Source organism: Pedobacter sp. KBS0701 (assembly GCF_005938645.2).
Classification (GTDB): domain Bacteria; phylum Bacteroidota; class Bacteroidia; order Sphingobacteriales; family Sphingobacteriaceae; genus Pedobacter.
This window is the reverse complement of sequence record NZ_CP042171.1, coordinates 4,479,521-4,505,758: the sequence shown is the minus strand read 5'-3', so window position 1 is coordinate 4,505,758 and position 26,238 is coordinate 4,479,521. Positions and strand designations below refer to the sequence as shown.

Annotated in this window: 20 protein-coding genes; 14 read left to right on the top strand and 6 right to left on the bottom strand. The window is 38.0% G+C overall.

Annotated features, from left to right (window positions below; genetic code table 11):
* The first annotated feature begins 114 nt into the window (after nucleotides 1-114).
* Together FFJ24_RS18155 and FFJ24_RS18150 are read left to right on the top strand one after the other, a co-directional pair.
* Nucleotides 115-1,824 carry a DUF885 family protein gene (locus tag FFJ24_RS18155; protein WP_138818549.1) on the top strand — a complete coding sequence of 570 codons (1,710 nt, stop codon included), beginning with the start codon at nucleotides 115-117 and terminating at the stop codon, nucleotides 1,822-1,824.
* A gap of 703 nt (nucleotides 1,825-2,527) precedes the next feature.
* A complete protein-coding gene (locus FFJ24_RS18150; protein ID WP_138818547.1) occupies nucleotides 2,528-3,850 on the top strand; it encodes a DUF6089 family protein in 1,323 nt (440 codons plus the stop codon).
* A gap of 482 nt (nucleotides 3,851-4,332) precedes the next feature.
* Here the strand turns inward: FFJ24_RS18150 and FFJ24_RS18145 are convergent, their stop codons facing one another.
* Nucleotides 4,333-5,310: a hypothetical protein gene (locus FFJ24_RS18145; RefSeq protein WP_138818545.1), complete on the bottom strand. Its 978-nt coding sequence runs from the start codon at nucleotides 5,308-5,310 to the stop codon at nucleotides 4,333-4,335.
* 110 nt (nucleotides 5,311-5,420) lie between these two features.
* Here FFJ24_RS18145 and FFJ24_RS18140 point away from each other — a divergent pair, with 110 nt between their 5' ends.
* From FFJ24_RS18140 to FFJ24_RS18105, 8 genes are all read left to right on the top strand, one after another.
* Entirely contained in the window at nucleotides 5,421-5,855 is a 435-nt protein-coding gene (locus FFJ24_RS18140) for a MarR family winged helix-turn-helix transcriptional regulator (RefSeq protein WP_086547854.1), read from the top strand.
* 79 nt (nucleotides 5,856-5,934) lie between these two features.
* The gene (locus FFJ24_RS18135; protein WP_210419391.1) at nucleotides 5,935-8,340 is read left to right on the top strand and encodes a 3-hydroxyacyl-CoA dehydrogenase/enoyl-CoA hydratase family protein; all 2,406 of its coding nucleotides are present in this window, start codon (nucleotides 5,935-5,937) and stop codon (nucleotides 8,338-8,340) included.
* A 153-nt stretch (nucleotides 8,341-8,493) separates the two neighbouring features.
* Nucleotides 8,494-9,669 (top strand): acetyl-CoA C-acyltransferase, encoded by a 1,176-nt coding sequence (locus FFJ24_RS18130; RefSeq protein ID WP_086547852.1) that lies wholly within the window; start codon nucleotides 8,494-8,496, stop codon nucleotides 9,667-9,669.
* Nucleotides 9,670-9,780: 111 nt separating this feature from the next.
* Complete coding sequence (locus tag FFJ24_RS18125; RefSeq protein WP_138818541.1) at nucleotides 9,781-10,137, top strand: four helix bundle protein; 357 nt, start codon at nucleotides 9,781-9,783, stop codon at nucleotides 10,135-10,137.
* A 236-nt stretch (nucleotides 10,138-10,373) separates the two neighbouring features.
* Nucleotides 10,374-12,167, top strand: coding sequence for an acyl-CoA dehydrogenase family protein (locus FFJ24_RS18120; RefSeq protein WP_138818539.1), 1,794 nt, complete (start codon nucleotides 10,374-10,376; stop codon nucleotides 12,165-12,167).
* A gap of 137 nt (nucleotides 12,168-12,304) precedes the next feature.
* A complete protein-coding gene (locus FFJ24_RS18115; protein ID WP_246862650.1) occupies nucleotides 12,305-12,868 on the top strand; it encodes an FKBP-type peptidyl-prolyl cis-trans isomerase in 564 nt (187 codons plus the stop codon).
* 87 nt (nucleotides 12,869-12,955) lie between these two features.
* A complete protein-coding gene (locus tag FFJ24_RS18110) occupies nucleotides 12,956-13,444 on the top strand; it encodes an FKBP-type peptidyl-prolyl cis-trans isomerase (RefSeq protein ID WP_138818537.1) in 489 nt (162 codons plus the stop codon).
* Nucleotides 13,445-13,447: 3 nt separating this feature from the next.
* Nucleotides 13,448-14,359, top strand: a complete 912-nt coding sequence (locus FFJ24_RS18105) for an FKBP-type peptidyl-prolyl cis-trans isomerase (RefSeq protein WP_138818535.1) — start codon at nucleotides 13,448-13,450, stop codon at nucleotides 14,357-14,359.
* On the opposite strand, the gene FFJ24_RS18100 is transcribed toward FFJ24_RS18105, so the two are convergent.
* The 3 genes from FFJ24_RS18100 to FFJ24_RS18090 all read right to left on the bottom strand — a co-directional run bounded on the left by FFJ24_RS18100 (nucleotide 14,349) and on the right by FFJ24_RS18090 (nucleotide 18,439).
* Entirely contained in the window at nucleotides 14,349-15,650 is a 1,302-nt protein-coding gene (locus FFJ24_RS18100; RefSeq protein ID WP_138818533.1) for a deoxyribodipyrimidine photo-lyase, read from the bottom strand. The genes FFJ24_RS18105 and FFJ24_RS18100 overlap by 11 nt on opposite strands.
* Nucleotides 15,651-15,853: 203 nt before the next feature.
* Nucleotides 15,854-16,756 carry a TIGR01777 family oxidoreductase gene (locus tag FFJ24_RS18095; RefSeq protein WP_138818531.1) on the bottom strand — a complete coding sequence of 301 codons (903 nt, stop codon included), beginning with the start codon at nucleotides 16,754-16,756 and terminating at the stop codon, nucleotides 15,854-15,856.
* Between the two features lie 69 nt (nucleotides 16,757-16,825).
* On the bottom strand, nucleotides 16,826-18,439 hold the full coding sequence (locus FFJ24_RS18090) for a DUF4139 domain-containing protein (RefSeq protein WP_138818530.1): 1,614 nt from the start codon (nucleotides 18,437-18,439) through the stop codon (nucleotides 16,826-16,828).
* A gap of 176 nt (nucleotides 18,440-18,615) precedes the next feature.
* Between FFJ24_RS18090 and FFJ24_RS18085 the strand changes: the two genes are divergently transcribed.
* From FFJ24_RS18085 to FFJ24_RS18070, 4 genes are all read left to right on the top strand, one after another.
* Nucleotides 18,616-19,890, top strand: a complete 1,275-nt coding sequence (locus FFJ24_RS18085; RefSeq protein ID WP_138818528.1) for a DASH family cryptochrome — start codon at nucleotides 18,616-18,618, stop codon at nucleotides 19,888-19,890.
* Between the two features lie 210 nt (nucleotides 19,891-20,100).
* Complete coding sequence (locus FFJ24_RS18080) at nucleotides 20,101-22,899, top strand: 2-oxoglutarate dehydrogenase E1 component (RefSeq protein ID WP_138818526.1); 2,799 nt, start codon at nucleotides 20,101-20,103, stop codon at nucleotides 22,897-22,899.
* A gap of 103 nt (nucleotides 22,900-23,002) precedes the next feature.
* The gene (gene odhB, locus FFJ24_RS18075) at nucleotides 23,003-24,229 is read left to right on the top strand and encodes a 2-oxoglutarate dehydrogenase complex dihydrolipoyllysine-residue succinyltransferase (RefSeq protein ID WP_138818524.1); all 1,227 of its coding nucleotides are present in this window, start codon (nucleotides 23,003-23,005) and stop codon (nucleotides 24,227-24,229) included.
* A 112-nt stretch (nucleotides 24,230-24,341) separates the two neighbouring features.
* Entirely contained in the window at nucleotides 24,342-24,701 is a 360-nt protein-coding gene (locus FFJ24_RS18070) for a DUF2809 domain-containing protein (protein WP_138818522.1), read from the top strand.
* 13 nt (nucleotides 24,702-24,714) lie between these two features.
* On the opposite strand, the gene FFJ24_RS18065 is transcribed toward FFJ24_RS18070, so the two are convergent.
* Nucleotides 24,715-25,395 carry a DUF1080 domain-containing protein gene (locus tag FFJ24_RS18065; RefSeq protein ID WP_138818520.1) on the bottom strand — a complete coding sequence of 227 codons (681 nt, stop codon included), beginning with the start codon at nucleotides 25,393-25,395 and terminating at the stop codon, nucleotides 24,715-24,717.
* 216 nt (nucleotides 25,396-25,611) lie between these two features.
* The gene (locus FFJ24_RS18060; protein ID WP_210419390.1) at nucleotides 25,612-26,133 is read right to left on the bottom strand and encodes a DUF4269 domain-containing protein; all 522 of its coding nucleotides are present in this window, start codon (nucleotides 26,131-26,133) and stop codon (nucleotides 25,612-25,614) included.
* Nucleotides 26,134-26,238 lie beyond the last annotated feature (105 nt).

Sequence of the window (26,238 nt, the reverse complement as noted above, 5' to 3'; positions counted from 1 at the left end):
CGACCTGAGTTACTTTTAATCAAATAGCTTTAAATAAGTTACATAGGCGCCCTGCAGCAAATGCTTAGCGGTTTAGTTATATTGCGTCAACTAATTCAAAATGTACGGATCGCTATGCGCAAACTATTTTCCCTGTTTTTATTTCTAACAGTTGCGGTACAATTACACGCTCAAACTAATGAAGCCAGCCTGATAAGTCCACTGATTAATCAATACCAATCAGATGTGACCATGCTTAACCGTAAATATACGCTCAAGCGATCGGATGAATATTTTAAGCGGATGCAAGGCTTTTATGCTGAATGGCAAAAACAGTTAAGGGCATTGCCTTTTAACAAGCTAACTGTAAACGAAAGGGTAGATTATATTTTGCTTAAACGCGATATCCGATCAGACTCGGCAAATTTGCAACAGCAATACACCGAATTTAAAAGCAATATTTTTGCTTTGCCATTTGCCAAAACAGTATTAGATTTTGAGGCAAAACGGAGGATTGGTACGCAACAAGATGGCAAAATTATCCAACAACAGTTCGAACAACTGAAAGAGGCCATTCAGAAAACCACAAAGGCAGTAAAAAACAAAGATTTAATTGTGACGCCAGTACAGGCTTCATGGGCACAGCAAACTGTGAATCAATACCTGGCTGTATTTACTGAAGCTTATAAATTTTATAATGGTTACGATCCGCAATTTACCAAAGCCACAAAAGCAGTTTATCCGGATGTAGTAGGTGCAGTAAATGAATATGCTGCTGTACTGGGTAAAATAGCTAAAACCTCAAATGCCAAAGACGATGGAAGTGGTATTATTGGTAATCCGATAGGAAGAATAGCTTTATTAAGCAGCTTAAACGATGAGATGATTGCCTATACACCTGAGCAGATTGAGGCTATTGCCATGAGGGAATTTGCCTGGTGCGATGCAGAAATGCTTAAAGCCTCGCAACTAATGGGCTTTGGTAACGATTGGAAAAAAGCATTGGAAAAGGTAAAAACTGATTACCCTGAATTGGGTAAACAGCCCGAATTGGTTTATGAACTAGCCAATGAAGCCATAAATTTTGTAGAGAAAAATAACCTCATCGCCATTCCTCCCCTGGCCAAAGAAGGCTGGCGCATGCGCATGTTAAGTCCGCAGGAACAATTATATGCACCGTTTTTTCTGGGTGGCGAATCTGTATTAATTGCTTATCCGACAGAAGATATGAGCGAAGATGCCAAAATGATGACCCTGCGCGGTAACAACAGGCATTTTTCCAGAGCTGTAGTTTTTCATGAACTTATTCCGGGACACAACCTTCAATATTTTATGCAAAGCCGCTACAAGCCTTATCGCAAGGTATTTGGCACCCCTTTCTGGACGGAAGGCTGGTCGCTGTACTGGGAGATGTTGCTTTGGGACCAGAATTTTGCAACATCTCCGGAGGATAAAATTGGAATGCTTTTTTGGCGCATGCACCGCTGTGCACGTATTATTTTTTCGATGAACTATCATTTAGGTAAATGGACACCTCAGCAGTGCATCGACTTTTTGGTAGATCGTGTAGGTTTTGAACGTGCCAATGCAGAGGCAGAAGTACGCAGATCGTTTACCGGGGGGTATGGGCCATTGTATCAAATTGGCTACATGTTAGGTGGATTACAGTTTAGGGCGTTGCATAACGAATTGGTACAAAGCGGTAAAATGACCAATATCGAGTTTCATAATCGCATATTGTATGAAAATAATATGCCGGTAGAAATGGTAAGGGCCTTATTAACCAACCAGCGATTACCAGAAAATTTTAGTACGCGATGGAAATTTGCGGGCGATATCAATTAATATACAGCATGTTTAAAATTAAATAAAATTTATTTCGTATGTCAGTCTGAGTGTATTCGAAGACTATTTCAACACATTAATAAAGTAATCGACTATCCTACCATTGACAGACTCCAACAGAATGGCCGTCATCTCGACCGGAGCAACGCGAAGCGGAGAGATCTTTATACTATTTATTGAAATCAAATTTAAAAGATTTTGCTTTGCAGAGCCTTCGGGTTCTCTACTCCGTTTGAAACGATACTTCGAGACAATTCACCTTCCTTATCTATCTGTTCATTCATATTGATTTTTATACCATAAATTATCCCTCAGTGTGACAGCAAAAAGGCATTTATATTTAAACTGGCTAGTATAATAAATTGGTAAATGTGCTTACAATATGAGGTAATAATCGATCAAAAAGTGAGACTTGTAAATATTTGTCTACTTCAGAATGCTTTTAAAACCTGATGTATACCCTTTGATCTATAAAATGGTAACTAAAATAGAGATGTTGACGTCTAAAACTTAAGTTTTTTATAAAATCCATTAAGTGAGTAGCTTATAGCGATGTACTTAATATACTAAATATTTTTTTATTCCTACAAGTTGCTTCATGGTAATTAGTGTTAAAAAGTTGATAAGTATTTTTACCTGCCTGTATTTTTGGTATGGCTATTGTAAAGGATATCAGACGCTATTCAACGTTATACAGAAAATTATGAAACTACAATTATTCAAAACACTACCGGTTGCACTCGCTGGTTTATTGATTGGGTCGGCTGCTTCAGCTCAGGAAAGTCCTGCAACTTCATCAACCACCTTCAGGACCTGGTCTGTCGGCGTAAATGCCGGTGTACTTACGCCATTATCACCATTGGGTGGAAAAAATGATTTCAGTAATAACAAGTCAAGCTTTGGTTATGGCCTTTACGTCAAAAAACAGTTTACACCTTATTTCTCTCTTCGTTTAGATGGAGTTCGGGGTAAATTAAAAGGCGATAATTCCGAGCCTTATGAAGGTGGTTCGGTAAATAACTCTCCTGTAAAAGCTTTCGACACACAGTTGTCTTATTCAGGAACTTTAAGTGCTGTAGTAAACATGTTCAATATAGATATGTTTAAGAAAGAGAATGCTTTGCAACTTTATGCTTCTGCAGGTGCGGGTATTGCAGGTTATAAGCCTACTATTACCACAGCAGCTGGTACATCTTTATATGCAGGTGATAAAAACATTAATGAATTAATCATCCCGGTAGGTTTAGGCGCAAAATTTAAAATTTCTGATGCAGTTAACTTCGATTTAGGTTGGACGATCAGCTTTGTTGATGGCGATAACTTAGATGGTTACTACAAAAATGGAAATGATAAATACAACTATGCTTATGCCGGTTTAGAGTTTGCCTTAGGTAGCGGAAAACAATTGGCTTTCCACAATCCGGTTGCTTTAACTTATGATGAAGCTTTAAAAGCGAAACAAACCGCAGAAGGTTTAAAATCAGAGTTGAATGCCCAAAAAGCTGATAATGCAAAATTACGTTCGGAACTAAATGATATTTTGAAAGATACTGATGGTGATGGTGTTGCAGACAAATTGGATAAATGCCCTGATACACCAGCAGGTACTGTTGTAGATGGAGCTGGTTGTCCGTTAAAAACGCCGGAAAAAGTTGTAGAAAAAGTTATTGTTACTGAAGAAGACCGTAAGGTAGTTAACGAAGCGATTAAAAACCTGGAATTCGATTTAGGTAAAGCAACTATCCGTTCTAAATCTTATGCATCCTTAAATAGAGTTGCAGCATTATTGATTCAGAAAAACTTTAGCTTAAAATTAGCTGGTCATACAGATAATACAGGTTCAAAAGAATTAAACTTGCGTTTATCGAAAGATAGAGCAGAATCTGTAAAAGCTTATTTAGTTTCTCAAGGCGCTAATGCATCACGTATTGAGGCTACAGGTTACGGTATGGGTCAACCAATTGCTACTAATAAAACTGCAGCTGGTCGTCAACAAAACCGTCGCGTAGAGTTTACACTTTACTAGTCTGTTTTTAACAACAATTAAAAAGTCCCGATTTTTATCGGGACTTTTTTTGATTTAAGAGGTTTTGTTTATAATAACTAGCTGCTTTGGTTAGTAGTATAAAGAGAATTTGTCAATCTTGAGGGGTAATTTTTTTATAAAAATCAATATAAATAACGGTGATTAATCTAAAGATTCTCTCGTCTACCGTCATTTCGGGCGGAATGCTGCCTTTACCGAGTTTACATCAGTAATTTAATCGAGAACTACGGAGTGCTCGGCGAAACTAAATCTGTTTTGATAAATCTCTCCATTTCGAGTTGATGCGGTCGTGATGACGACCATTCTATTGAAGTTTGTCAACAAGTAATATAGTGAAGGATCTTTTGTTAAACTAATTCTAGCGCAACAGTCTTTTGAAATTATAAAACCAGTGGCTCTTTTGTTAGGGATTCTTCACTGTGTTCAGCGTGACAGCACAATAGATATTATTTGAACTCCACTTATTTAAGCGAAACAATTACCTTTTTAATCTCGCTTAAATCATTCATCTCAAAATTTGGTGATTCCGGATAAAAGCGCTGATAAATAATTTTATCGTCTTTACTATCGTACACACTGATTATTTTATCGCTGGATCGTTGTGTGTAAACCACATATTTAACGTTGGCAGTTTTATTCAGAATTAAACTATCAAGTTCTTTATACGGTATAAATTTAAGTTTGTAATTATAAGGTTCAGCAATAATGCCTGACGGTGGTAAAAGCGTTAATCTTGAAGAAAATACTTCCTTAATATATTCGGGTATATAAAGTGTTTCCTTTGCCAGTTCAGGTAAGCGTACCTTATTATAAAACTGGTAATCTATGTTACAGTTTTCATTTGCGAGCAATCCATCATTAATCTGTTTTAAATAACCCGTTAAAAAGCCTGGCGACCAGTTGAAGAAACTAGCTTTGTTATAGAAATAGGATAGAATATTATTTTTTATACTTCTTCTGGTGCCATATTGCTGATCTTGCGTTCTGACCAGCAGATTTGTGTTAGGATCAGCAAAAAGTGTAACTGTTGCTAATATACTTTCTTCTTTTACCTTGGGTTTTTTAGATGGCGTTAATAACTTCAGTGCATAAATTATATTCACGTTGTATGTACTGTCTGACTTCTCGCCATAAGCATCGAAATAAAAAACAGAATAATTTGCAAGCGTATCATAACGGGCCAGCTCTTCGGGCTTAATAATTTTATATGGTGTAATTGTCCAGTTTTTTTTAATGGCCTGATCAAATTTTTCCAGTTCAGCATAATCAACGTATTGCAAAGTAAATAAGGTAGTTGTTTTTTTAAAAACCTCTAATTTTTGACTGTTTAACAAGGCTTTTCCAAAATAAGATACCTGGCTTTGGCAAATTGTAGCCCATAAAATAAATGGACTAAACAAGAGTATTTGTTTCACTTTTAACATATAACGTGTTTTCATTTTGTGTATGACTATGATAAGAAAAATTTGACAAATATTTTGAATTTTTCTATTGCATTAACAAAATACATTCATTAGCTTTGTTATGCAAGCATAATAAATTAGTGAAAATGAAACAACAACAAACCATAGATTACCATGTTAAGTTTGCCTGGCAAAATATGTTTAATAAATACAATCAGATGGCATCCAGTTTCGGGATTACCCAGGCTATTGGTTATATGCTTATTAATATAGATGATGTTGAGGGAACTGCGGTATCGAATTTGGCCGGCTTGCTTGGGGTTAAAGCAACCAGTTTGTCCCGCATGTTAAATAACATGGAAGAGGCTAACCTCATTTATCGTGAAACATCTGCAGGTGATAAACGTTCGGTAAAGGTTTTTCTGACCGATTTTGGTAAAGAGAAAAAACAATTAGCCAAAGGGGTTGTGCGAAAATTTAATGAATATCTTGATGAGCATTTCTCGAAAAAAGAAAAAGAGACTTTTATTAACCTGCTTATCAAACTAAATGATATTACAGTAGCATATACTGTTGATTAATAAATATAATCATGAAACCTGCTGTGTAAATTTTTACATAACAGGTTACATCAGACCATAAAAAGAAAAATATATACTGATGAAACGAAGCATTAATAAAGTTGCTGTTCTAGGTTCAGGTATTATGGGTTCCCGTATTGCATGCCACTTCGCCAATATTGGTGTTGAGGTTTTGCTACTGGATATTGCCCCTAAAGATTTGAGTCCTGAAGAGCAGGCAAAAGGATTATCACTGGATAGCCCAGCTGTAAAAAACCGGATTGTAAATACAGCTTTGCAAACGGCTGTAAAAACAAATCCATCGCCAGTTTATACCAAAAAAGCGTTAAATAAAATCAAAACGGGGAATTTCGATGATGATATGTCGAAAATTGCCGGTTACGATTGGGTAATTGAAGTCGTTGTCGAAAATCTTGATATCAAGAAAAAAGTTTTCGAACAGGTAGAGCAATTCCGTAAACCAGGTACTTTAATCACTTCAAATACTTCTGGTATCCCTATTCATTTGATGGCTGAGGAAAGAAGTGAAGATTTTAAATCGCATTTCTGTGGAACACACTTTTTCAATCCACCGCGTTATTTAAAGTTATTGGAAATTATTCCTACGCCACATACGCAGCCGGAAATTGTAGATTTCCTGATGCATTATGGTGATAAGTTTTTAGGTAAAACAACTGTTTTATGTAAGGATACGCCAGCCTTTATTGCCAACCGTGTGGGGGTTTATTCCATCATGGCACTTTTGCATTTGGTCGAAAAATTAGATTTAACGGTAGAGGAGGTTGATAAATTTACAGGGCCGGCATTGGGCAGACCAAAATCTGCTACTTTCCGTACGTCGGATGTGGTAGGTTTAGATACCATGATTAAAGTGGCTAAAGGGCTTTATGATAACTGTCCAGATGATAAAGCACACGATTTGTTTAAACTTCCTGCTTATGTGCAAAAAATGGAAGAGAACAAATGGCTTGGCGATAAAACTAAACAAGGTTTCTATAAAAAAACCAAATCTGCTGAGGGTAAAACCGAAATCCTGGCGTTGGATTTAAAAACCCTGGAATATAAGCCTCAGCAAAAAGTAAAATCGGCGACTTTAGAAATGACCAAGCCGGTGGAGAACCTTCGTGAGCGCATGAAAATTTTTGCCAAAGGAAAAGATAAGGCAGGCGAATTGTTCCGCCATTCTTCCTTTGGTTTATTTGAATATGTATCTGATCGGATCCCTGAAATTTCTGATGAATTGTATCGTATTGACGATGCCATGCGAGCCGGTTTTGGCTGGGAATTAGGTCCGTTTGAGCTTTGGGATGCCGTTGGCGTAAAAGAAGCCATCGAAGGAATGGAACAATATGGCAATAAAGCCGCAGTTTGGGTACACGAAATGCTAAATGCCGGAAATACTTCGTTTTATAAAGTAGAAAACGGTGTCAAAAAATATTACGATATCCCCTCTAAAAGTTATAAAGCTTTACCTGGAACTGATGAGTTTATCATTTTAGATAATCTCCGTGAAAATAAAACGCTTTGGAAAAATTCGGGTGTTTCGATTATTGATTTGGGAGATGGCATTCTGAATGTAGAATTCCACACTAAAATGAATACCATTGGAGGTGATGTAATCTCCGGAATTAACAAAGCCATCGATATGGCCGAGAAAGATTACCGTGGTTTGGTAATCGGTAACGATGGTGCAAATTTCTCTGCGGGTGCAAACGTAGGGATGATTTTTATGATGGCAGTAGAACAGGAGTGGGACGAATTGAACATGGCGATCAGAATGTTCCAGAATACCTCGATGCGCATCCGTTATTCTTCTATTCCGGTCGTGGTAGCCCCTCATAATTTAACTTTGGGTGGTGGTTGCGAGTTCAGTTTACATGCCGATCACGTGCAGCTATCTGCCGAAACTTATATGGGTTTGGTAGAGTTTGGTGTAGGCGTTATCCCTGGTGGTGGTGGTACAAAAGAGTTTGCTTTGCGTGCATCTGATGAATATAAAGATGATCAAATTGTGCAGAATGCCCTGAAAGATCGTTTCTTAACTATTGGTATGGCTAAAGTTTCTACTTCAGGTTACGAAGCTTACGAACTGGGTTATCTGCAAAAAGATAAATTCTCGATCTCGATGAACCGGAACCGTTTATTGGCCGATGCAAAAGCTAAAGCGATAGAACTTGCCGATGCAGGATATACCAAACCCGTTCAACGAAACGATATTAAAGTATTAGGAAAGCAAGGCCTTGGAATTGTGTATGCTGGTGCAAATAGCATGTATGCCGGGCATTTCATTTCTGAACATGATAAAAAAATATCCGAGAAATTAGGTTATGTAATGTGTGGCGGCGATTTATCTGCACCAACAGAAGTAACGGAGCAATATTTATTGGATCTGGAGAGAGAAGCATTTTTATCACTCGCAGGAGAGCGGAAATCGTTAGAGCGGATCCAAAGTATTATTACAAAAGGGAAGCCGTTGAGAAATTAGTGAGTTAAATATGAGATATGAGTATCAAGTATCAGGATACAAAAATTTCGTATAGAATTTTACTTAAATTAATTAACAAATAAAATATTGCGAGGGTTAAGTCTCGATACTTGAGACCTGTTACTAAAAATTCTCGCTACTAGATACTAAACAATGGAAGCATATATTATAGCCGGATATCGTACAGCAGTGGGTAAAGCACCCCGTGGCGTATTCCGTTTTACAAGAGCTGATGATTTAGCCGCAGAAGTAATCAGGGCTTTAGTGGCGTCGGTTCCGAATTTAGATAACGAACAAATTGATGATGTAATTGTGGGTAACGCTACTCCGGAAGCAGAACAGGGGCTGAATATTGGCCGTATGATTTCGCTGATGGGCCTGGATACCGATAAAGTTCCGGGTGTTACCGTAAACCGTTACTGTGCATCGGGTTTAGATACCATTGCTACGGCGGTTGCCAAAATTAAGGCTGGCATGGCCGATTGTATCATTGCCGGTGGGGTAGAGGTAATGAGTGGAATGCCTTTTGGCGGATGGAAGCTCGTGCCTAACGCAGAGGTCGCAAAAAACAATCCGGATTGGTACTGGGGCATGGGCTTAACCGCCGAAGCAGTAGCCAAAGAATATAATGTGAGTCGTGAAGATCAGGATGCCTTTTCGTTAAAATCTCACGAGAAAGCCATTCATGCTATTAAAAATGGTCATTTAAAAGATGGTATCCTGCCAATCACCGTAAATGAAAATTACCTCGATGCAAACCTTAAAAAGAAAACACGTTCTTACGTGGTTGATACCGATGAAGGTCCGCGTGCAGATACGACATTAGATAAGCTGGCGAAACTGAAACCTGTATTCGATGCTGTTGGGAGTGTAACTGCTGGTAATTCATCGCAAACATCAGATGGAGCTGCTTTTGTTCTGGTGGTGTCTGAAAAGAAAATGAAAGAATTAAATGCAGAACCGATTGCCAGATTGGTAAGTTACGGTATTGCAGGTGTGCCGCCGCGCATCATGGGGATTGGTCCAATTGAGGCGATTCCAAAAGCATTGAAACAAGCTGGTTTGAAAAAAGAAGATATCGATTTAATCGAGTTGAATGAAGCTTTTGCTTCTCAATCTTTAGCCGTAATCAGAACATTGGATTTAAACCCTGATGTGATCAATGTTAATGGAGGTGCAATTGCACTGGGCCATCCATTAGGCTGTACCGGAGCAAAATTGACTGTGCAGATCATGAACGAATTAAAAAGACAAAATAAGAAATATGGAATGGTAACCATGTGCGTAGGAACAGGACAGGGTGCCGCAGGAATTTTTGAACTTTTATAGAATATAGTATCAAGATAGGAGTATCAAGTATCGAGATTGAATAATAGGTGTATACCAGTTTATAAAATCATCCCCAAACGTATTTGTATTCATAATTTAATACTAAAGTATATGCACAATTTTAAAGAGTTAAAAGTTTGGCAGAGATCTATTGAGCTAGCCGTAGAAGTTTATAATGCGACATCATTTTTTCCTGGTGATGAAAGGTTTGGGCTGATTTCGCAAATGAAAAGATGTTCAGTTTCAATTGCCTCGAATATTGCTGAGGGGGCTGGTAGAGGCAGTGGTCCCCAGTTTAAATATTTTTTAACGATTAGTCAAGGTTCAGCATTCGAGTTGGAAACACAGCTAATTATATCAAATCAACTTGGGTTATTAGATGACATTCTTTCAACGGGATTAATTGAAAAAGTTACTGAAGTTCAAAAAATGATTTATGCGTTAGAAAGAAAATTAATTATTAAGTAGGACTATCGAGAGGTATCAAGATAGGAGTATCAAGATCGAATTGCCAGAAACAAAGGGGATATTTAATTTTTGAACTTAGTCTTTATACTTAGTACTTAATACTAACAAAGAAACAATAAGGGTGTCATGTTTTGATATTAGATACTCACAACTTAATACTAACAAAGAAACAATAGGGAGTACAGGAGCTAGAGATTTGTCTTGATACCTAACACTCACTACTAGATACTAAAACAATGGAAACAACTGAAAAAAAGACAATTAAAGGCGGTGAATTCTTAATTAAGGATACCACTTATCAGGAAGTATTTATCCCTGAAGAATTTGATGAAGAGCAGCAGATGATCGCACAGACTTGTCGCGATTTTCTGGCAGCTGAAGTTTATCCCAATTTAGATAAAATAGATAAACAGGAAGACCCGGAGTTAATGCCGACACTTTTAACCAAAGCTGGCGAACTGGGCATTCTCGGCGTTTCAGTACCGGAAGAATACGAAGGTTTTGGTAAAAACTTCAATACTTCCATGTTGGTTGCAGATGTGGTTGGTGCCGGACACTCTTTTGCTGTCGCACTTTCCGCACATACAGGGATAGGTACTTTACCGATTCTATACTATGGTAATGAAGAACAGAAAGCAAAATATATCCCTAAACTTGGTTCGGGCGAATGGAAAGCCGCTTACTGTTTAACGGAGCCAAATTCAGGTTCAGATGCAAACTCTGGTAAAACAAAGGCAAAACTAAGCGAGGATGGTAAACATTATATCATCAATGGTCAGAAAATGTGGATCACAAACGGTGGTTTTGCTGATATTTTCATTGTGTTTGCCAAAATAGACGATGATAAGAACTTAACCGCATTTATTGTGGAGAAAGATTTCGGTGGTATTACCATGAATCCTGAAGAGCATAAAATGGGTATTAAAGGTTCTTCAACCCGTCAGGTTTTCTTTAACGACTGTCCGGTACCAGTTGAGAATATGTTGAGCGATAGGGAAAATGGTTTTAAAATCGCGGTAAATATTTTAAACATTGGCCGTATCAAATTATCTGCGGCTGCTATCGGTGCTTCAAAAGCAACTTTAAATACGGCGATTAATTATTCGAACGAACGGATCCAGTTTGGTCGTCCAATTTCTAAATACGGTGCTATCCGTTTCAAAATTGCAGAAATTGCTGCTAAACTTTATGCTGTTGATTCGGCAAACTATCGTGCCGGACAGAATATTGATGATACTTATGATCAACTGGTTGCAGGTGGAATGGAATCTGGTAAAGCCAGGCTGAAATCTGTTGAGCAATTCGCGGTAGAGTGTGCCATTTTAAAAGTATGGGGTTCTGAAGCTTTAGATTATACGGTAGATGAAGGTGTGCAGATTTACGGGGGTATGGGCTTTAGTGCCGATGCACCAATGGATAGGGCCTACCGGGATGCCCGTATCAACCGGATTTTTGAAGGTACAAACGAAATTAATCGACTGTTGACCGTTGATATGATGCTAAAGCGCGCCATGAAAGGTGAATTGGATTTAATGACGCCAGCTACTGCGGTTGCAGCTGAATTGATGAGCATTCCTGATTTTGGTGAAGAAGATACCACCTTGTTTGCTGCAGAGAAAAAGGTACTCTCTAATTTGAAAAAAGCAACTTTAATGGTGGCTGGCGCTGCGGTTCAGAAATTGATGATGACCTTAAGCAAAGAACAGGAAATTTTAATGAACATTGCCGACATGGCCAGTTATGTTTACGTGCTTGAGTCGGCTTTGCTGAGAACAGAAAAACTGGTGAATACACGAGGTGAAGCAGCGTCTGCAGGTCAGCTGGATTTACTACGGATTTATTTGGTAGAAGCCGTAGATGGCATAACCAAAGCAGGTAAAGAAGCACTTTGGGCTTTCGCAGAAGGAGATGAGCAACGCATGATGTTGGTTGGCTTGCGCCGTTTTACAAAAGTGGAGCCGTTTAATGTTAAAGAGGCCCGTCAAAGAGTTGCACAACAGCTTATTGAGGCAAATAAGTATATTTTTTAAGGTAGAAGGCTGAAAGGCGCAGGGTTTAAGGATTGGGTGCATAACCTAAAACTTAAACCCTTTTTAATTTTATTAACTAATTTTCAACCTTAAATAAAACGTTATTCTTTTCTGGCAGGAGTTCATAACATGCTGTCATGCTGAGGCACGAAGCATCTGTTTCATCGGGTGCAGATGCTTCGTGCCTCAGCATGACAGAAGTTGAAAAAATAATAAGTCCTTACCTTTATGATATTAAAATCCTATTTTCGCACATGATTAAATTTAGATTCCTCACCATACTCTTTTTATGTGTAGCTGCAGTTTCATCTTGTAAAAAAGATGAGGATCCTGAAAAACAGATTACCGATTTCATCAAACAAAATAATATCAATGCCGTTAGAGATAACTCTGGTCTATATTATCAAATCATTAAACCAGGTACTGGTTCTTTTACTTATCCCAGCAATACTAAAATCACCATCAAATATGAGGGCAGGTTGTTAAATGGCAATGTGTTTGATAATGGTGGCGGTAAAGAGCAGACTTTTAATCTGGCAGAATTAATACAGGGCTGGAGAATAGGCATTCCTAAAATTCAAAAAGGCGGTGAAATCAGATTAATTGTTCCACCAAGTTTAGGTTATGGAAGCGGAGCCGTAGGTTCTATTCCAGGTAATTCAGTATTGGATTTTACAATCCAGCTTTCGAACACACAGTAGGCCTATCTTAAGTGTTAACAATAGGCTTATTTGTTAAAATAGGTTAAAAATTGTAGCATCCGTATTAAAAGCTTATTTTTGCGATTGATGGTTAAGTTTAAACATATTATTCTATTGATATGCCTCACAGGATGTTTTGCAGCTTGTAAGAAAGATGTATCTATTGATGATTCTTACGATCCTACTCCCCAGTTTAAGGCTGATACGGCTGCAATAAGTGCTTTTGTAAAGGCTAATAATATTCCGGCAACAAAAGATGCGAGTGGTATTTTTTATCAGATTATAGCTCCTGGAACAGGAAACGTAAGTTATCTACCCTCAACGGTGATTACTGCAGATTATGATGGCAGATTATTAAATGGTACTATTTTCGATAGCACCAAAGGAACCCCAACCTCTTTTAAACTTGGAAATGTAATTTTAGGATGGCAGTTTGGGATTCAAAAAATACAAAAAGGAGGAAAGATCAGGTTAATTATCCCATCTTATTACGCCTACGGAACACAGTCACCATCATCCTTGGTACCTGCTAATTCGGTACTCGATTTTACTATAACACTTACAGACGTACAATAATAAATGAACAAATTTACTAAACTTGGCCTGTTGACACTTTTACTGGCTACTGTAGTTTTCAGCTCTTGCAAAAAGGACTATGATACTGCACAAACTGTAGATGATGCAGCTATAAAGGCATATATATCAAAGAATAGTTTAACACAAATGGTGCCTGATTCTGCTAAAACAGGATTTTATTATCAGGTTACAAACCCTACTGATGGTGAGCTATTCTTAAATACAGATTCGGTATTGTATGATGTGACTGTTAAATCTATGACGAATGGAACAACTTATCTCCAGTCACCCTCAAATGGTAATTTAGGTACTTACGTTGGCTATTTGAATAGCTTTTATCAGGGCTCTTTATCAACAAGTACATACAACATACCCGCATTAAGAACAGCTGTACTTAAATTAAAACCAGGAGGTACAGCCAGGATTTTGTTGCCTTCATATTTAGCCTTTGGTAGAAATGGTGTAGGACCAATTCCTTCAAATGAAAATCTTGATTTTATAATTAAAACTTACCCATACCATAAACAGTGGTTATTTGATGATGCAAAGATCCAAAGCTTTTTAGCTGCTAAAAATTTAACAGCAACTAAAGATCCCTCTCGTGTTTATTATATTACTAATACTGTTGGTACAGGTACTGATGCAATTAGCGATGAAAGCACTGTTGTTTATAAATATACTGGAAGATTTTTAGACGGTACCGTTTTTGATTCATCTACAGATGGTACTTTTTCGGCAACTTTTGCCAGTATTTATGTTCAAGGATGGAAAAATATTGTTAGGAAATATACTGCTGGTGCAAAATTTAGAATGATTATTCCATCTGATTTGGCTTATAAAACCAGTGGAAGTAATGCTATTCCTCCTAATGCCATACTAGATTTTGATATCGAAATAGTAAGTGTTACGAATTAGATAAAGCTTCCTTAAAAACTTTTAAAACCCTTTCCCTTGCAAAAGTATGCTCAACTATTGGTTGGGCATATTTTTTTGTGCCGAATTCGGGTACCCATTTTTTAATGTATTCAAATTTTGGGTCAAATTTTTTAGTCTGGAGTTCCGGATTAAAAACCCTAAAATAAGGGGCAGCATCGTTTCCTGATCCTGCAGCCCACTGCCAGCCGCCAACATTACTGGCCATTTCATAATCCAATAGTTTTTCAGCAAAATAGGTTTCTCCCCAGCGCCAATCGATCAGTAAATGTTTAGTTAAAAAACTGCCCACAATCATGCGTACGCGGTTGTGCATCCATCCGGTTTGGTTAAGCTGGCGCATGCCGGCATCAACAATAGGATAGCCCGTATTGCCCTCACGCCATGCCTTAAACTCATCTTCGTTGTTACGCCATTTAATTTTATCGTATTGTTTTTTAAACGAATCTGAAGCCGAGTAGGGGAAATGCCAAAGGATGGTCATATAAAATTCCCGCCAGGCCAATTCAGAAAGCCAGACATTTGATTTTGCTTCTAAAGCATCTTTAACGGCTTTCCGGATGCTTAAGGTGCCAAAACGCAAATGCAGACCAATATGCGTAGTGCCATCAAGCGCGGGGAAATCGCGTTCTTTTGCATAATCACCGAGTTTGCTCTTATAACTGATTTCAGGAAAATCCAGCTTACTTTTTTCAAAGTCGATTTCTTTTAAAGTTGGGAGCGGCAGGTGTTTGGTTTGTAATAAATTTCTGAAGTATTTTTTTGTAGGATATGCTTTTACATAAAAATCATTCAATTTAGCATGCCATTGTTTGTAGAAGGGGGTAAAAACGGTGTAAGGCGTCTTGTCTGCTTTTAAGATTTCGTTCTTTTCAAAAATAACCTGGTCTTTATACGTTTTAAACACAATTTTTTCGCTGGTTAAAAACTCGGCCATGTTATCATCACGTTCGCGGGCATAAGGCTCATAATCGTGATTGGTATAAACTTCCTTAATGTTGTACTCCTTTAAAACTTCTGGCCATATTTTTTCAGGTTCACCATATTTTACCAGTAAATCTGACCCTTGCTGCTGAAGTTCTTTCTTTAGCTCTTCAATGGTTTGATAAATGAAAGTTACACGGGCATCATCTTTGGGCAGTTTATCCAATATATTCTTGTCAAAAATGAAAAGCGGTAGAACTGGATAATCGCCTCTAAGGGCATGATATAAAGCGGCATTATCTGCTAAACGTAAATCGCGACGGAACCAGAGAATGGATATTGAAGTCATGTGTAATTTTAAAGTTGTAATTTTTTTGAGATGGTTTATAATTGGCAGTTAGCGGTTTGCAGTTAACAATTAATCTGGTTTCGCGTTAAGCATGTAGCGTAAATTAACTAATTTGAACAATTAACCGATTAGCCATTTATACAGTTCTCAATGGGCAGTTAACAATAGAACAATTAACCACTTTGAAAAATTAACCAGTTAAATTATTTATACAAATCTTTTAAAGCATCATCCAAATGCGTGAATTTAAATTTGAATCCCGCATCCAGAATTTTTTGTGCTGAAGTATTATTGCTCATCAAAACGGCATCTACGCGTTCTCCCAGTAATAATTCCAATGCTTTTTTAGGTACTTTAATTGGCCAGAAAGGTCGGTGAAGATGGTTGGCGATGGCTTTGGTTAAAGCAGTGTTGGTTACCGGGAAGGGAGCACAGGCATTGTAGCACCCTTCCATTTTGAGGTTTTCGATGGCTTCGATATACATTTCAACCATGTCGTCAATGTGCAACCAGGGTGTCCATTGTTTTCCTGTGCCTAAGCCAGCCCCAACGAACAATTTTACCGGTTTATCCAATTGGGGTAATGCACCGCCATCGTTGCTCAATACAATGCCGGTACGGAGTTTTACAACCCTGAGGCTTAATTTTTTGCCCTGATCTACCGCATCTTCCCAAAGTTTACAGCAGTCTGCCAAAAAGCCATAACCATTCGGGCTTTCTTCTGTTAAAATTTCATCGCCGCAATCGCCATAAAAACCAACTGCCGAAGCAGAAATGAACGATTTTAGCTGATGATCAGGTTTAGATTTAATGGTTTTGAAGAGTAATTCTGTTGACTTTACACGGCTATCGATGATCTGTTTTTTGCGTTCATCGGTCCATTTTTTATTGGCAACTGCCTCTCCCGCCAAATGGATAATGGCATCTACACCATTCAAACAGTCAGCATCAATAGTTCCTTTGTACACATCCCACATAAAATTATTCGCATCGTCATCTTTCTTTCGTGAAAGTGTATTCACCGCATAACCCTTGCTTAGCAAGTGCTTTTTCAGTTCAGTACCCACAAGTCCTGTAGCCCCGGTAATCAGAATTTTCTTTCCCATCTTTTTTAAACACTAAAGATACAAAAGGGTTTTTTTAAAGACTAAAGACTAAAGACTAAAGACTAAAGACTAAAGGCCTGCAATGATTTTATTTTTAGGGGCTTTAACCGAATAGCTTAATTTGATGGTTTTGGTCTCGTTTGGAGCAATTTTTAACTGCCAGGAGAGCATGCCGTTTTCTTTGTTTACCTCTGCACCACTGTTTTCTAACAATTCGGTTTCAATATCACTTTCTGTTGATAATGGATATTGATCTTTTAGTGATAAATCAATGGATTCTTTTTTGGTGTTTCTAATCTTGATCAGATAAGTAAAAACCTGTTTTTTATTCGAACCAATAAATTTTGTGCTGCTAAAATCCTGTTGTTTTTCTTTTGTGATAATAATCTTTTTGTCTTTTCCCATGCTTAAACTAAGTGTATCCAAAATGTTCGCTGGGTTGATATATGATTTTCCGGTATAAGTACCTTCAAAAATGATATTCGCATTTCCAGCCTGGAGATTTAGTTTTTCCCAGTCGGTTACATTAGCCAGTAAATAAGCATCGGTACTTAGTTTTGGAGCAGCATAATATTTGTATCTGGCAGGCACTTCGTATTCTTTAAATGCAACGGTATGAGGTTTGTTGTCACTATTCACATCATAGGGGATGTCAATATCAAATGTTACGCCCAACTGGGTCTCGTTAACAGTAGTATAATCGGTCACAGTAGAAACTGCACCGGTAAAATTTTTCTTTTTTTCAGTACCATAGCCCACAACTACAACTTCATTCAGTTCACTTTTTTCGTCAATTGGTGATGCCATTCCTCTGATCCGTAGTTGTTGTTGCGGATAGGTGGATACAAACCAAGGGTTTAAATTTGGTGCAGTAATGTTATAATTTGGGTTACCGGTAGATAAAGAAAGCTTAACTTTTTTCCAATCGAGGCCTGTACTTTGTGTAATTGCAGCCTTATACACTATGCCTAAGGGATTGGAGGTACCCACCGCTTTTATATCATAACTGGCCAGCCAATTTGCATTTGGTGTAACATACGAAACATGATAACTGACATCTATATTTTCATTTGCCGTTAATTGAAGAACCAATTGTCCAAGTTGCTGATTTGGATTGTTCCTTAATTCTGAAATTTGCTGCTGTAATGCGTTTAGTTTTTGGTTTTGTTTATCCTCTGTCAGTGTGAGTGCTGATATAGCATTCCTAACTTCTGCATTTTTTGTACGGTAGTATTCGGCTAATTTAATCAGTTCTGCCACATTCGTTCCATTGCTTGTGCCACCCGATTTTCTGTTCTCATCGAGTAAAAGCAAAGTTTGTTCTTCAATGGTTTTTGCATTTTTTGTTTTGATTAATTCGTTGCTTATTATTTTAACACTATCACTCAGTTTTTTTATTTCAGGATTGGCCGCATCGGTATTCAGGAAATCTTTATTGAATTGAACGGATAAAATGGTAACTCCCGGCGAAACACTAACCTGTATCGAATTTTCATTTACCCGTCCGGAAATATTGTTAACTACAATTTCTGATGTTCCGGCTGGGAGGTTTACTTTTCCTTTATGTAAAAGTTGTGCGCCGTTGTTATAAACCGTTACGCTTTCCAGTATGGCTTTACTTTTTATCTGTTGCTGCGCAAATACGCTTATTGGGAATAACAGGCTGATGAGTAATCGTTTCATAGTTTTTTATTAAGGTGTGTTTAGATCAATATTTGATTGAAAGATGTGTTAATACCCAGGTTTCCATAAAAGAGTATTTTTTTGTTACCTATTTGTAAAGAATTATTCAGGGGTTTGATGAAGAAGAAAAATAAGATAAATTTGTAAACGTGTTCTTACACCCTTTTCGATAAAAGATGTCCAAAAAAATTTTAGTCTGGTTTAGAAATGATCTTCGCCTGCATGATAACGAAATGCTGGTCGAGGCAATTGCTAAATCTGATTCGATTTTGCCTGTTTACATTCTCGATCGCCGTTCTTTTGGCGAAACAAAATACGGTACCTTAAAAACAGGTAATATCAGGGCACAGTTTATTTTAGAAAGTGTTTTAGGTTTACGCAATTCTTTAAAAAAGATTGGAGGGAACCTGCTCATTGCCGAAGGTAATCCCGAAGATATTATTCCTCAGCTTGTGCAGGAATATGAGATTACAGAAGTTTATCATCACCGTGAGGTGGCAAGGGAAGAAACACATGTTTCAACTTTGGTAGAAAATGCACTTTGGAAATTACGTGTCAACCTTAAACATTTTATCGGTCACACCTTGTATAATAAGGAGGACCTACCATTTCCGATCAAGGATATTCCTGATGCTTTTAATCAGTTTAAAAAGAAAATTGAGCGCGACTCGATTATTAAACCATGTTTTGCAGCACCTGATCGGATTAACGTAGCCGAAGTGATTGATTGGGGAACATTATCTTCGTTAGAAGATCTTAATCTTTTACCTCAACAAAAGGATCAACGTTCCGATTTTGAATTTGCAGGTGGAGAAGCCGAAGGTTTGGCCCATCTTCAAAAAGTGATTGTGGCCATGCAACAAGCTGCAACCTCTAAAAACTTAATTTTGGCTTCAAAATTATCAGCCTGGTTGGCCATGGGTAGTTTATCGCCGCGAAAAGTTTACTGGGAAATTAAAAAGATGGAAGGTGTGCCTAACACTAAAGCCATGTTCAATCATATCTTACTAGGCCTGCTTTGGAGAGATTATTTCCGTTTCATGTTTAAGAAATACGGCAATACGTTTTTTAGTCCGGATGGTTTTGGCAGCCAGGGGCTAATTGATGTTGCGAATGAGCAGGATAACTTTAATAAGTGGAAGAATGCACAAACGGGTTTTGCTGTGGTAGATGCGGTGATGACGGAACTAAATCAGACCGGTTTCATCTCGAATATTGCGAGACAAACCGCTGCCTTATATCTGATCAATAATTTAGAAGTAAGCTGGGTTTTTGGCGCAGCGTATTTTGAAGAAAAATTGATTGATTATAATCCTGCAAGTAATTGGGGGAACTGGGCTAATGTAGCCGGTGTAGGTAACGATCAGAAATCAAAAAGTGTTTTCGATCTTGATAAAAATATCAAAAACCTCGATCCAAAAGGCAATTACTCCTTAACTTGGGCATCATAGTTGTGAGGATTGGATTATAAAATGACTGAATGTTGAATGAGCGCATTTGGGTGATTGAATTTTAACAAATTTTGCCCGTTTTTTGTAGGTTAAGCTAGTTCATTTGCTCGCTCATTAATTTAAAACCCGCTCATTTATTTTAATCGAGATTTTTGCCATTTATATAAGGTAAAATTCTAATTTTGTAATGCTTATAGTAAACAGTTAATAATGGATAAATTATCTTATCTTAATGGCGCAAACGCCGAATATATAGAGTCTTTATATCAATCATATCAACAAGATCCCGGGTCTGTTGAATTTGGCTGGCAGAAATTTTTCGAAGGTTTTGATTTTGGAAGAGGATCGGAGGCTCCTGCAGTAACGGCAGAAACGCCTGAACAATTTTTAAAAGAAGTTAATGTTTTAAACCTGATTGATGGCTATCGTAGCCGTGGGCACTTATTTACGCATACCAATCCGGTTCGCGAAAGACGTAAACATTTGCCAACATTAGATCTGGCAAATTTTGGCTTGTCGGATGCGGATTTAGAAACCGTTTTCAACTCTGGTGTGGAGATTGGTATTGGTGCCGCAAAATTGAAAGATATTGTAGCCTTTTTAAAACAAACCTACGCACACTCTATCGGTGCAGAATATAAATTTTTACGTACACCGGAAGTGTTGAACTGGATTCAGCAAAAAATGGAAAGTGCACGTAATACGCCTAATTTCTCAATTGAAGAAAAAAAACGCATTCTTCGGAAATTAAACGAAGCGGTAAGTTTCGAAAATTTCTTAGGTACGAAATTCTTGGGGCAAAAACGTTTCTCTTTAGAAGGAGCAGAAGCTTTAATTCCGGCTTTAGATTCAGTAATCGAAAAAGGTGCTGAACTGGGTATTGAAGAATTTGTAATTGGTATGGCTCACCGCGGTCGTTTAAATGTGTTGGCCAATATCATGCAAAAAACATATAAAGATATTTTTGCTGAGTTTGAAGGTAAAAGCTACAACCCGGATACCCCTTTTGGTGGCGACGTAAAATACCACCTGGGTTATTCTACAGATGTGACTACCGTTTCGGGTAAAAGTGTTCACTTAAGTTTATGCCCTAATCCATCGCACTTAGAAACGGTTGATGGTGTGGTAGAAGGCATGAGCCGCTCGAAAATCGATTTCAAATATGGTGGCGATAACAGTCGGTTAGCGCCAATTTTGATTCACGGTGATGCATCAGTTGCCGGACAGGGTATTGTGTATGAAGTAATTCAGATGGCAGGCCTTGAAGGTTATAAAACCGGTGGAACCATTCACCTGGTAATTAATAACCAGATTGGTTTTACCACCAATTATAAAGATGCCCGTACAAGTACTTATTGTACCGACATTGCTAAAGTTACTTTGTCTCCGGTTTTCCATGTCAATGGTGATGATCCTGAGGCTTTGGTTTATGCAATTAACCTGGCAATGGAATACCGTCAGAAATATAAAAACGATGTTTTTATTGATATCCTTTGCTACCGCCGTTTCGGTCACAATGAGTCTGATGAGCCTAAGTTCACCCAGCCTTTATTATACAAAACAATCGAAAAACACCCTAATCCAAGGGAAATTTATATCGAGCAGTTAACTAAAGAAGGTAAGTTGGAAGCTGGTTTGGCAAAAGAAATGGAAAAAGATTTCCGTGGTATTTTGCAGGAACGTTTAAACGAAGCTAAAGAGTTTGTTGCGGGTAATGCTGAAGTTAAATTTGGTGGTGCATGGGCAGATTTGCGTATGGCAACGCCGAAAGATTTCGAATCTTCTCCGGTTACTGCAGTTAAAAAATCTACTTTGTTAGAAATTGGTAAACGCATTACTGCTTTACCATCAAATAAAAAGTTCTTCAAAAAAATTGAAAAATTATTTGTTGAACGGAGTAAAATGGTTAACGAAACCAATGTTTTCGATTGGGCAATGGGCGAGCAGCTGGCTTATGGTACTTTGTTATCAGAAGGTAAACGTGTGCGTTTAAGTGGCCAGGATGTGGAACGTGGTACTTTCTCTCACCGTCATGCCGTTTTAACGCTTGAAGACAGCGAGGAAGAATATGTACCATTGGCAAACATTTCTGATCAGCAGGCACCATTTGATATTTACAATTCACACTTATCAGAATATGGTGTTTTAGGTTTCGAATATGGTTATGCCATGGCAAATCCAAATGCATTAACCATCTGGGAAGCTCAATTTGGAGATTTCTTTAATGGGGCACAAATTGTTGTGGATCAGTATATTGCAAGTGCTGAAACTAAATGGCAACGCGAAAACGGTTTAGTGATGTTATTGCCTCACGGTTACGAAGGGCAAGGACCAGAGCACTCATCAGCGCGTATTGAGCGTTTTATGGAGCTTTGTGCCGATTACAACATGCAGGTAACCAATTGTACTACTCCGGCAAACTTCTTCCACGTATTGCGCCGTCAGTTTAAACGCGATTTCCGTAAACCATTGGTGGTATTTACACCTAAAAGTTTATTGCGCCACCCGGCTTGTGTATCTAAATTAGAAGAATTTACCGAAGGTGGTTTTAAAGAGGTAATTGATGATGTAAATGCTAAAGTTGCAGATGTAACTCGTATTGTTTTCTGCAGCGGTAAAATTTACTATGAATTGTTGGAGAAACAACAGGCTGATAAAATCAAACATGTAGCCCTGGTTCGTGTAGAGCAGTTGTATCCGACTCCGGTTGATCAGATGGAGGCCGTCCAGACAAAATATAAAAATGCAAAAGAAATTTTCTGGGTGCAGGAAGAACCAGAGAACATGGGCGCATGGCCATATTTGTTCCGCAGGTTATACAAAACCGCATTAAAAGGTATTGATGTAATTTCGAGAAGAGAGAGCAGCAGTACGGCTACAGGTTTTGCAAAACAACATGCTAACCAACAGGCTTATATTTTGGCAAAAGCTTTAGAACTTCCTATTAAACAGGAAGAAGTAAAGGAAGCGACCAAAAAGGCCAGTAAAAAAATGGCAGAAGCGGATTAGAAGTAGAAGGTTCCAGGGTTTAAGGTATGGGATTTAAGTAATCCACAATTTTAAACTTTAAATCTTAAAACATAATAACAACAAAAATTACAATTTTAAAAATATGAGTTTAGAGATAAAAGTTCCACCTGTTGGTGAATCGATAACCGAAGTTGTTTTATCACGTTGGATAAAAAACGATGGCGATGTTGTTGAAATGGATGAAGTTATTGCCGAATTAGAATCGGATAAAGCAACATTCGAATTAACTGCAGAACAAGCTGGAACTTTAAAAACCATAGCAGCCGAAGGCGATACTTTAGCCATTGGTGCAGTAGTTTGTAAAATTGAAGATGGTGGTGCAGTCCCAGCGAAAGCTGATGCGCCAAAGGCTGAAGAAAAGGCTGTTGTTGCTGAAGATAAAATTGCGGCTCCAGTTACCGAAAAAGCAGGCGAAAGTTATGCTACAGGAAGTCCTTCTCCTGCTGCTGGTAAAATTCTTGCAGAAAAAGGAATTGATGCTGCTGCGGTAAAAGGTACTGGTGTTGATGGTCGTATTACCAAAGATGATGCGGTGAAAGCGGAAGTGGGTAAAAAACCAGAAGCACCCAAAGCTAGTGCTCCGGTTGTAACTGCTGCTCCTGCAGGTAGTCGTGGCGAGCGTCGTGAGAAAATGTCGCCACTGCGTAGAACGGTTGCAAAACGTTTGGTTGCCGTTAAAAATGAAACTGCAATGTTAACCACTTTCAACGAGGTTAACATGAAACCAATTATGGATTTACGCGGAAAATATAAAGATCAGTTTAAAGAGAAATTTGGTGTTGGTTTAGGTTTTATGAGCTTTTTCACAAAAGCAGTTACCGAAGCATTAAAAGATTTCCCGGCGGTTAATGGTCGTATTGAAGGTGAAGAATTGGTATACAATGATTTCGCCGATATTTCTATCGCTGTTTCTGCGCCGAAAGGTTTAGTGGTTCCGGTGATCCGTAATGCAGAAAGCATGACTTTAGCTCAGATTGAAAAATCGGTGTTAGAATTGGCTTTAAAGGCACGTGATAGTAAATTAACCATTGAAGAAATGACTGGTGGAACATTCACCATTACTAACGGTGGCGTTTTTGGTTCAATGATGTCGACTCCGATTATCAACGCACCACAATCGGCTATTTTAGGTATGCACAACATCGTTGAGCGTCCGGTAGCTGAAAAAGGTGAGGTGGTCATCCGTCCGATGATGTATGTTGCTTTATCTTACGATCACAGAATTATCGACGGACGTGAGTCAGTTGGTTTCCTGGTTCGTGTGAAACAATTGTTAGAAGATCCAGCTAGATTATTATTAGGTATCTAACCCCTAAATCCTCTAAAGGGAACTTAAATTTTTATAGAAAGTCAAGATAAAGAAGTCAAGTTTTAATGGCCAATGTGCTGGAAAAACTTGACTTCTTTTTTATACCCGAAAAATGAAATTAACGTTCAACTTAAAATTTCTTTTCATTTTTTTAGCGATATTCCTTATCGAAATTTTAATCGCTAAATATCTTCACGATGCATTTATCCGGCCTTTTGGTGGTGATGTTTTAGTGGTTGTATTAATTTATGCCTTCTTTAGAATATTCTTAACTACCAATAATAAAAGACTTGCTTTAGGTGTATTGATTTTCTCTTTTGTTATCGAATTTTTACAGGCCATTCATTATGTAAATTGGTTGGGCCTGCAGGATAATAAGTTCTGGAGTGTTGTGTTGGGAACTTATTTTTCTGTTTATGATCTGCTTGCTTATTTTGTTGGATACCTGATCTGTTTGTGTTTTAAGGATTAAGATAATACTTTTCTTATTTAGAAAGTGCTTTAATCGGTTTCAGATCCAGTTGTTTAAACTCTACTTCACTACCTTCTGCCTGTAGAGCAATCTGTCCGCTGCTTGCCGTACAGTTTGTACCATAATTTACTAATGTGCCGTTTACCCAAACCTTCACTTCTTTGTTTAAACACTGAATAATCATGGTATTCCATTCGCCAACAGGTTTTTCACTATCGTCTGTTAAATTTTTAATCCGGCGCAGTTTATCGCCGTTTACACCCCAGTTTTCTTTCGGGCCGCGTCTGGCTACCATATCTGGTACGGTAATGTCTTCTTCAATACACCAAAAATCGCCGGCATCTTTATGTTGCATCTGAACTTCCAGCGATTTTGGAAACATACCGTACAGTGCCCGTGGGGTTGAGGCATGTACCAAAACGCCACAGTTGCCAGGTTTGCCTGCAAAGCGGTATTTTACTGTTAACTGGTAATTTTTATAAATTTTATCGGTTATTAAATGTCCGCCTGGCGTTCCTAAACTTACCAGCATACCATTGCGTACAATAAACGGATTAATGGTATCGGGCTTTTTGTCCATTGCAGGTACATCTATGTGCCAGCCGTTTAAATTTTTTCCGTTAAAAAGGCTTTTTTGAGCAAATGCTGAGCTGCTCAGTGTAATGAGCAATAAAAGGGCATAGTAGCGTTTCATGATATCTGGTTTTTGTATTCCAAATATATTTTAAAAAATGATGAAATAATAGTGGTCAGAATAAAGTATAGGGAAATAGTGTAAATGGTTGTCATCCTGAATGAAATGAAGGATCTTTATGAGTGGTACACTTCTGCATTTCTTTGATTAAGATTCTTCACTGCGTTCAGAATGACAGTGAGGCTCCAACTTCAAGATCTGGTCTTAGCGTCCTCACTAAGACTCCAATTTCAGTAATTCTTCGTATGGATTTCCCTCAAGCCCTAACAGTTTAGCAAAGGCTGGTTCTGTTTTATAACCTTGCTTTTTTAAGGAGATAATTTCCTGTCTGAATGCTTCTCCTTTTTCTAAAAGTAATTTATATTCGATTAACATGTGGCGGTAAGCATTCTGTTGCATCGTCGGCCTGTTTTGTCCGAATATTTCAATCTCAAAATTCTCAATTTTAAATGTCGCTTTGATTGCATCGAATTTGATACTTTCGGTAACCGAGAAATCTTTTTCGGGGCCAAAAATGGCCATTATTTGGTCGATAAATTCATCGTTATCATATACTTCGCAGATGATATCCAGATCACTGTTTTCAATATCGATATTGATTGGTATGGTGCCCACTAGTATCGGATGATAGAAAGCAAGTTTTTCTAAAATCTTATTATCCATTAAAACCTGATAAGCTTTTACCTGTTTTTCGTTGCCAAATTGGAGATAAGATATATCGAGGAAGTTGATCATCATTCTTTTATATTTAGCTTTAGGCCGGTGAGCCACCGACCTTTGGATTCGGATTTTTTCTGTGAGCCTATTGCTTAATAAACTCTTGTTGGTTGGTGTGACACCAAC

What these genes read in the sequence shown, in the direction of transcription:
- FFJ24_RS18090 (WP_138818530.1), bottom strand. Translation starts at nt 18,439, where the DNA reads ATGAAACGATTACTCATCAGCCTGTTATTCCCAATAAGCGTATTTGCG.
- FFJ24_RS18070 (WP_138818522.1), top strand. Translation starts at nt 24,342, where the DNA reads ATGAAATTAACGTTCAACTTAAAATTTCTTTTCATTTTTTTAGCGATA.
- odhB (WP_138818524.1), top strand. Translation starts at nt 23,003, where the DNA reads ATGAGTTTAGAGATAAAAGTTCCACCTGTTGGTGAATCGATAACCGAA.
- FFJ24_RS18140 (WP_086547854.1), top strand. Translation starts at nt 5,421, where the DNA reads ATGAAACAACAACAAACCATAGATTACCATGTTAAGTTTGCCTGGCAA.
- FFJ24_RS18065 (WP_138818520.1), bottom strand. Translation starts at nt 25,395, where the DNA reads ATGAAACGCTACTATGCCCTTTTATTGCTCATTACACTGAGCAGCTCA.
- FFJ24_RS18080 (WP_138818526.1), top strand. Translation starts at nt 20,101, where the DNA reads ATGGATAAATTATCTTATCTTAATGGCGCAAACGCCGAATATATAGAG.
- FFJ24_RS18115 (WP_246862650.1), top strand. Translation starts at nt 12,305, where the DNA reads ATGCTGAGGCACGAAGCATCTGTTTCATCGGGTGCAGATGCTTCGTGC.
- FFJ24_RS18150 (WP_138818547.1), top strand. Translation starts at nt 2,528, where the DNA reads ATGAAACTACAATTATTCAAAACACTACCGGTTGCACTCGCTGGTTTA.
- FFJ24_RS18105 (WP_138818535.1), top strand. Translation starts at nt 13,448, where the DNA reads ATGAACAAATTTACTAAACTTGGCCTGTTGACACTTTTACTGGCTACT.
- FFJ24_RS18060 (WP_210419390.1), bottom strand. Translation starts at nt 26,133, where the DNA reads ATGATGATCAACTTCCTCGATATATCTTATCTCCAATTTGGCAACGAA.
- FFJ24_RS18095 (WP_138818531.1), bottom strand. Translation starts at nt 16,756, where the DNA reads ATGGGAAAGAAAATTCTGATTACCGGGGCTACAGGACTTGTGGGTACT.
- FFJ24_RS18125 (WP_138818541.1), top strand. Translation starts at nt 9,781, where the DNA reads ATGCACAATTTTAAAGAGTTAAAAGTTTGGCAGAGATCTATTGAGCTA.
- FFJ24_RS18135 (WP_210419391.1), top strand. Translation starts at nt 5,935, where the DNA reads ATGAAACGAAGCATTAATAAAGTTGCTGTTCTAGGTTCAGGTATTATG.
- FFJ24_RS18110 (WP_138818537.1), top strand. Translation starts at nt 12,956, where the DNA reads ATGGTTAAGTTTAAACATATTATTCTATTGATATGCCTCACAGGATGT.
- FFJ24_RS18085 (WP_138818528.1), top strand. Translation starts at nt 18,616, where the DNA reads ATGTCCAAAAAAATTTTAGTCTGGTTTAGAAATGATCTTCGCCTGCAT.
- FFJ24_RS18130 (WP_086547852.1), top strand. Translation starts at nt 8,494, where the DNA reads ATGGAAGCATATATTATAGCCGGATATCGTACAGCAGTGGGTAAAGCA.
- FFJ24_RS18120 (WP_138818539.1), top strand. Translation starts at nt 10,374, where the DNA reads ATGGAAACAACTGAAAAAAAGACAATTAAAGGCGGTGAATTCTTAATT.
- FFJ24_RS18145 (WP_138818545.1), bottom strand. Translation starts at nt 5,310, where the DNA reads ATGAAAACACGTTATATGTTAAAAGTGAAACAAATACTCTTGTTTAGT.
- FFJ24_RS18155 (WP_138818549.1), top strand. Translation starts at nt 115, where the DNA reads ATGCGCAAACTATTTTCCCTGTTTTTATTTCTAACAGTTGCGGTACAA.
- FFJ24_RS18100 (WP_138818533.1), bottom strand. Translation starts at nt 15,650, where the DNA reads ATGACTTCAATATCCATTCTCTGGTTCCGTCGCGATTTACGTTTAGCA.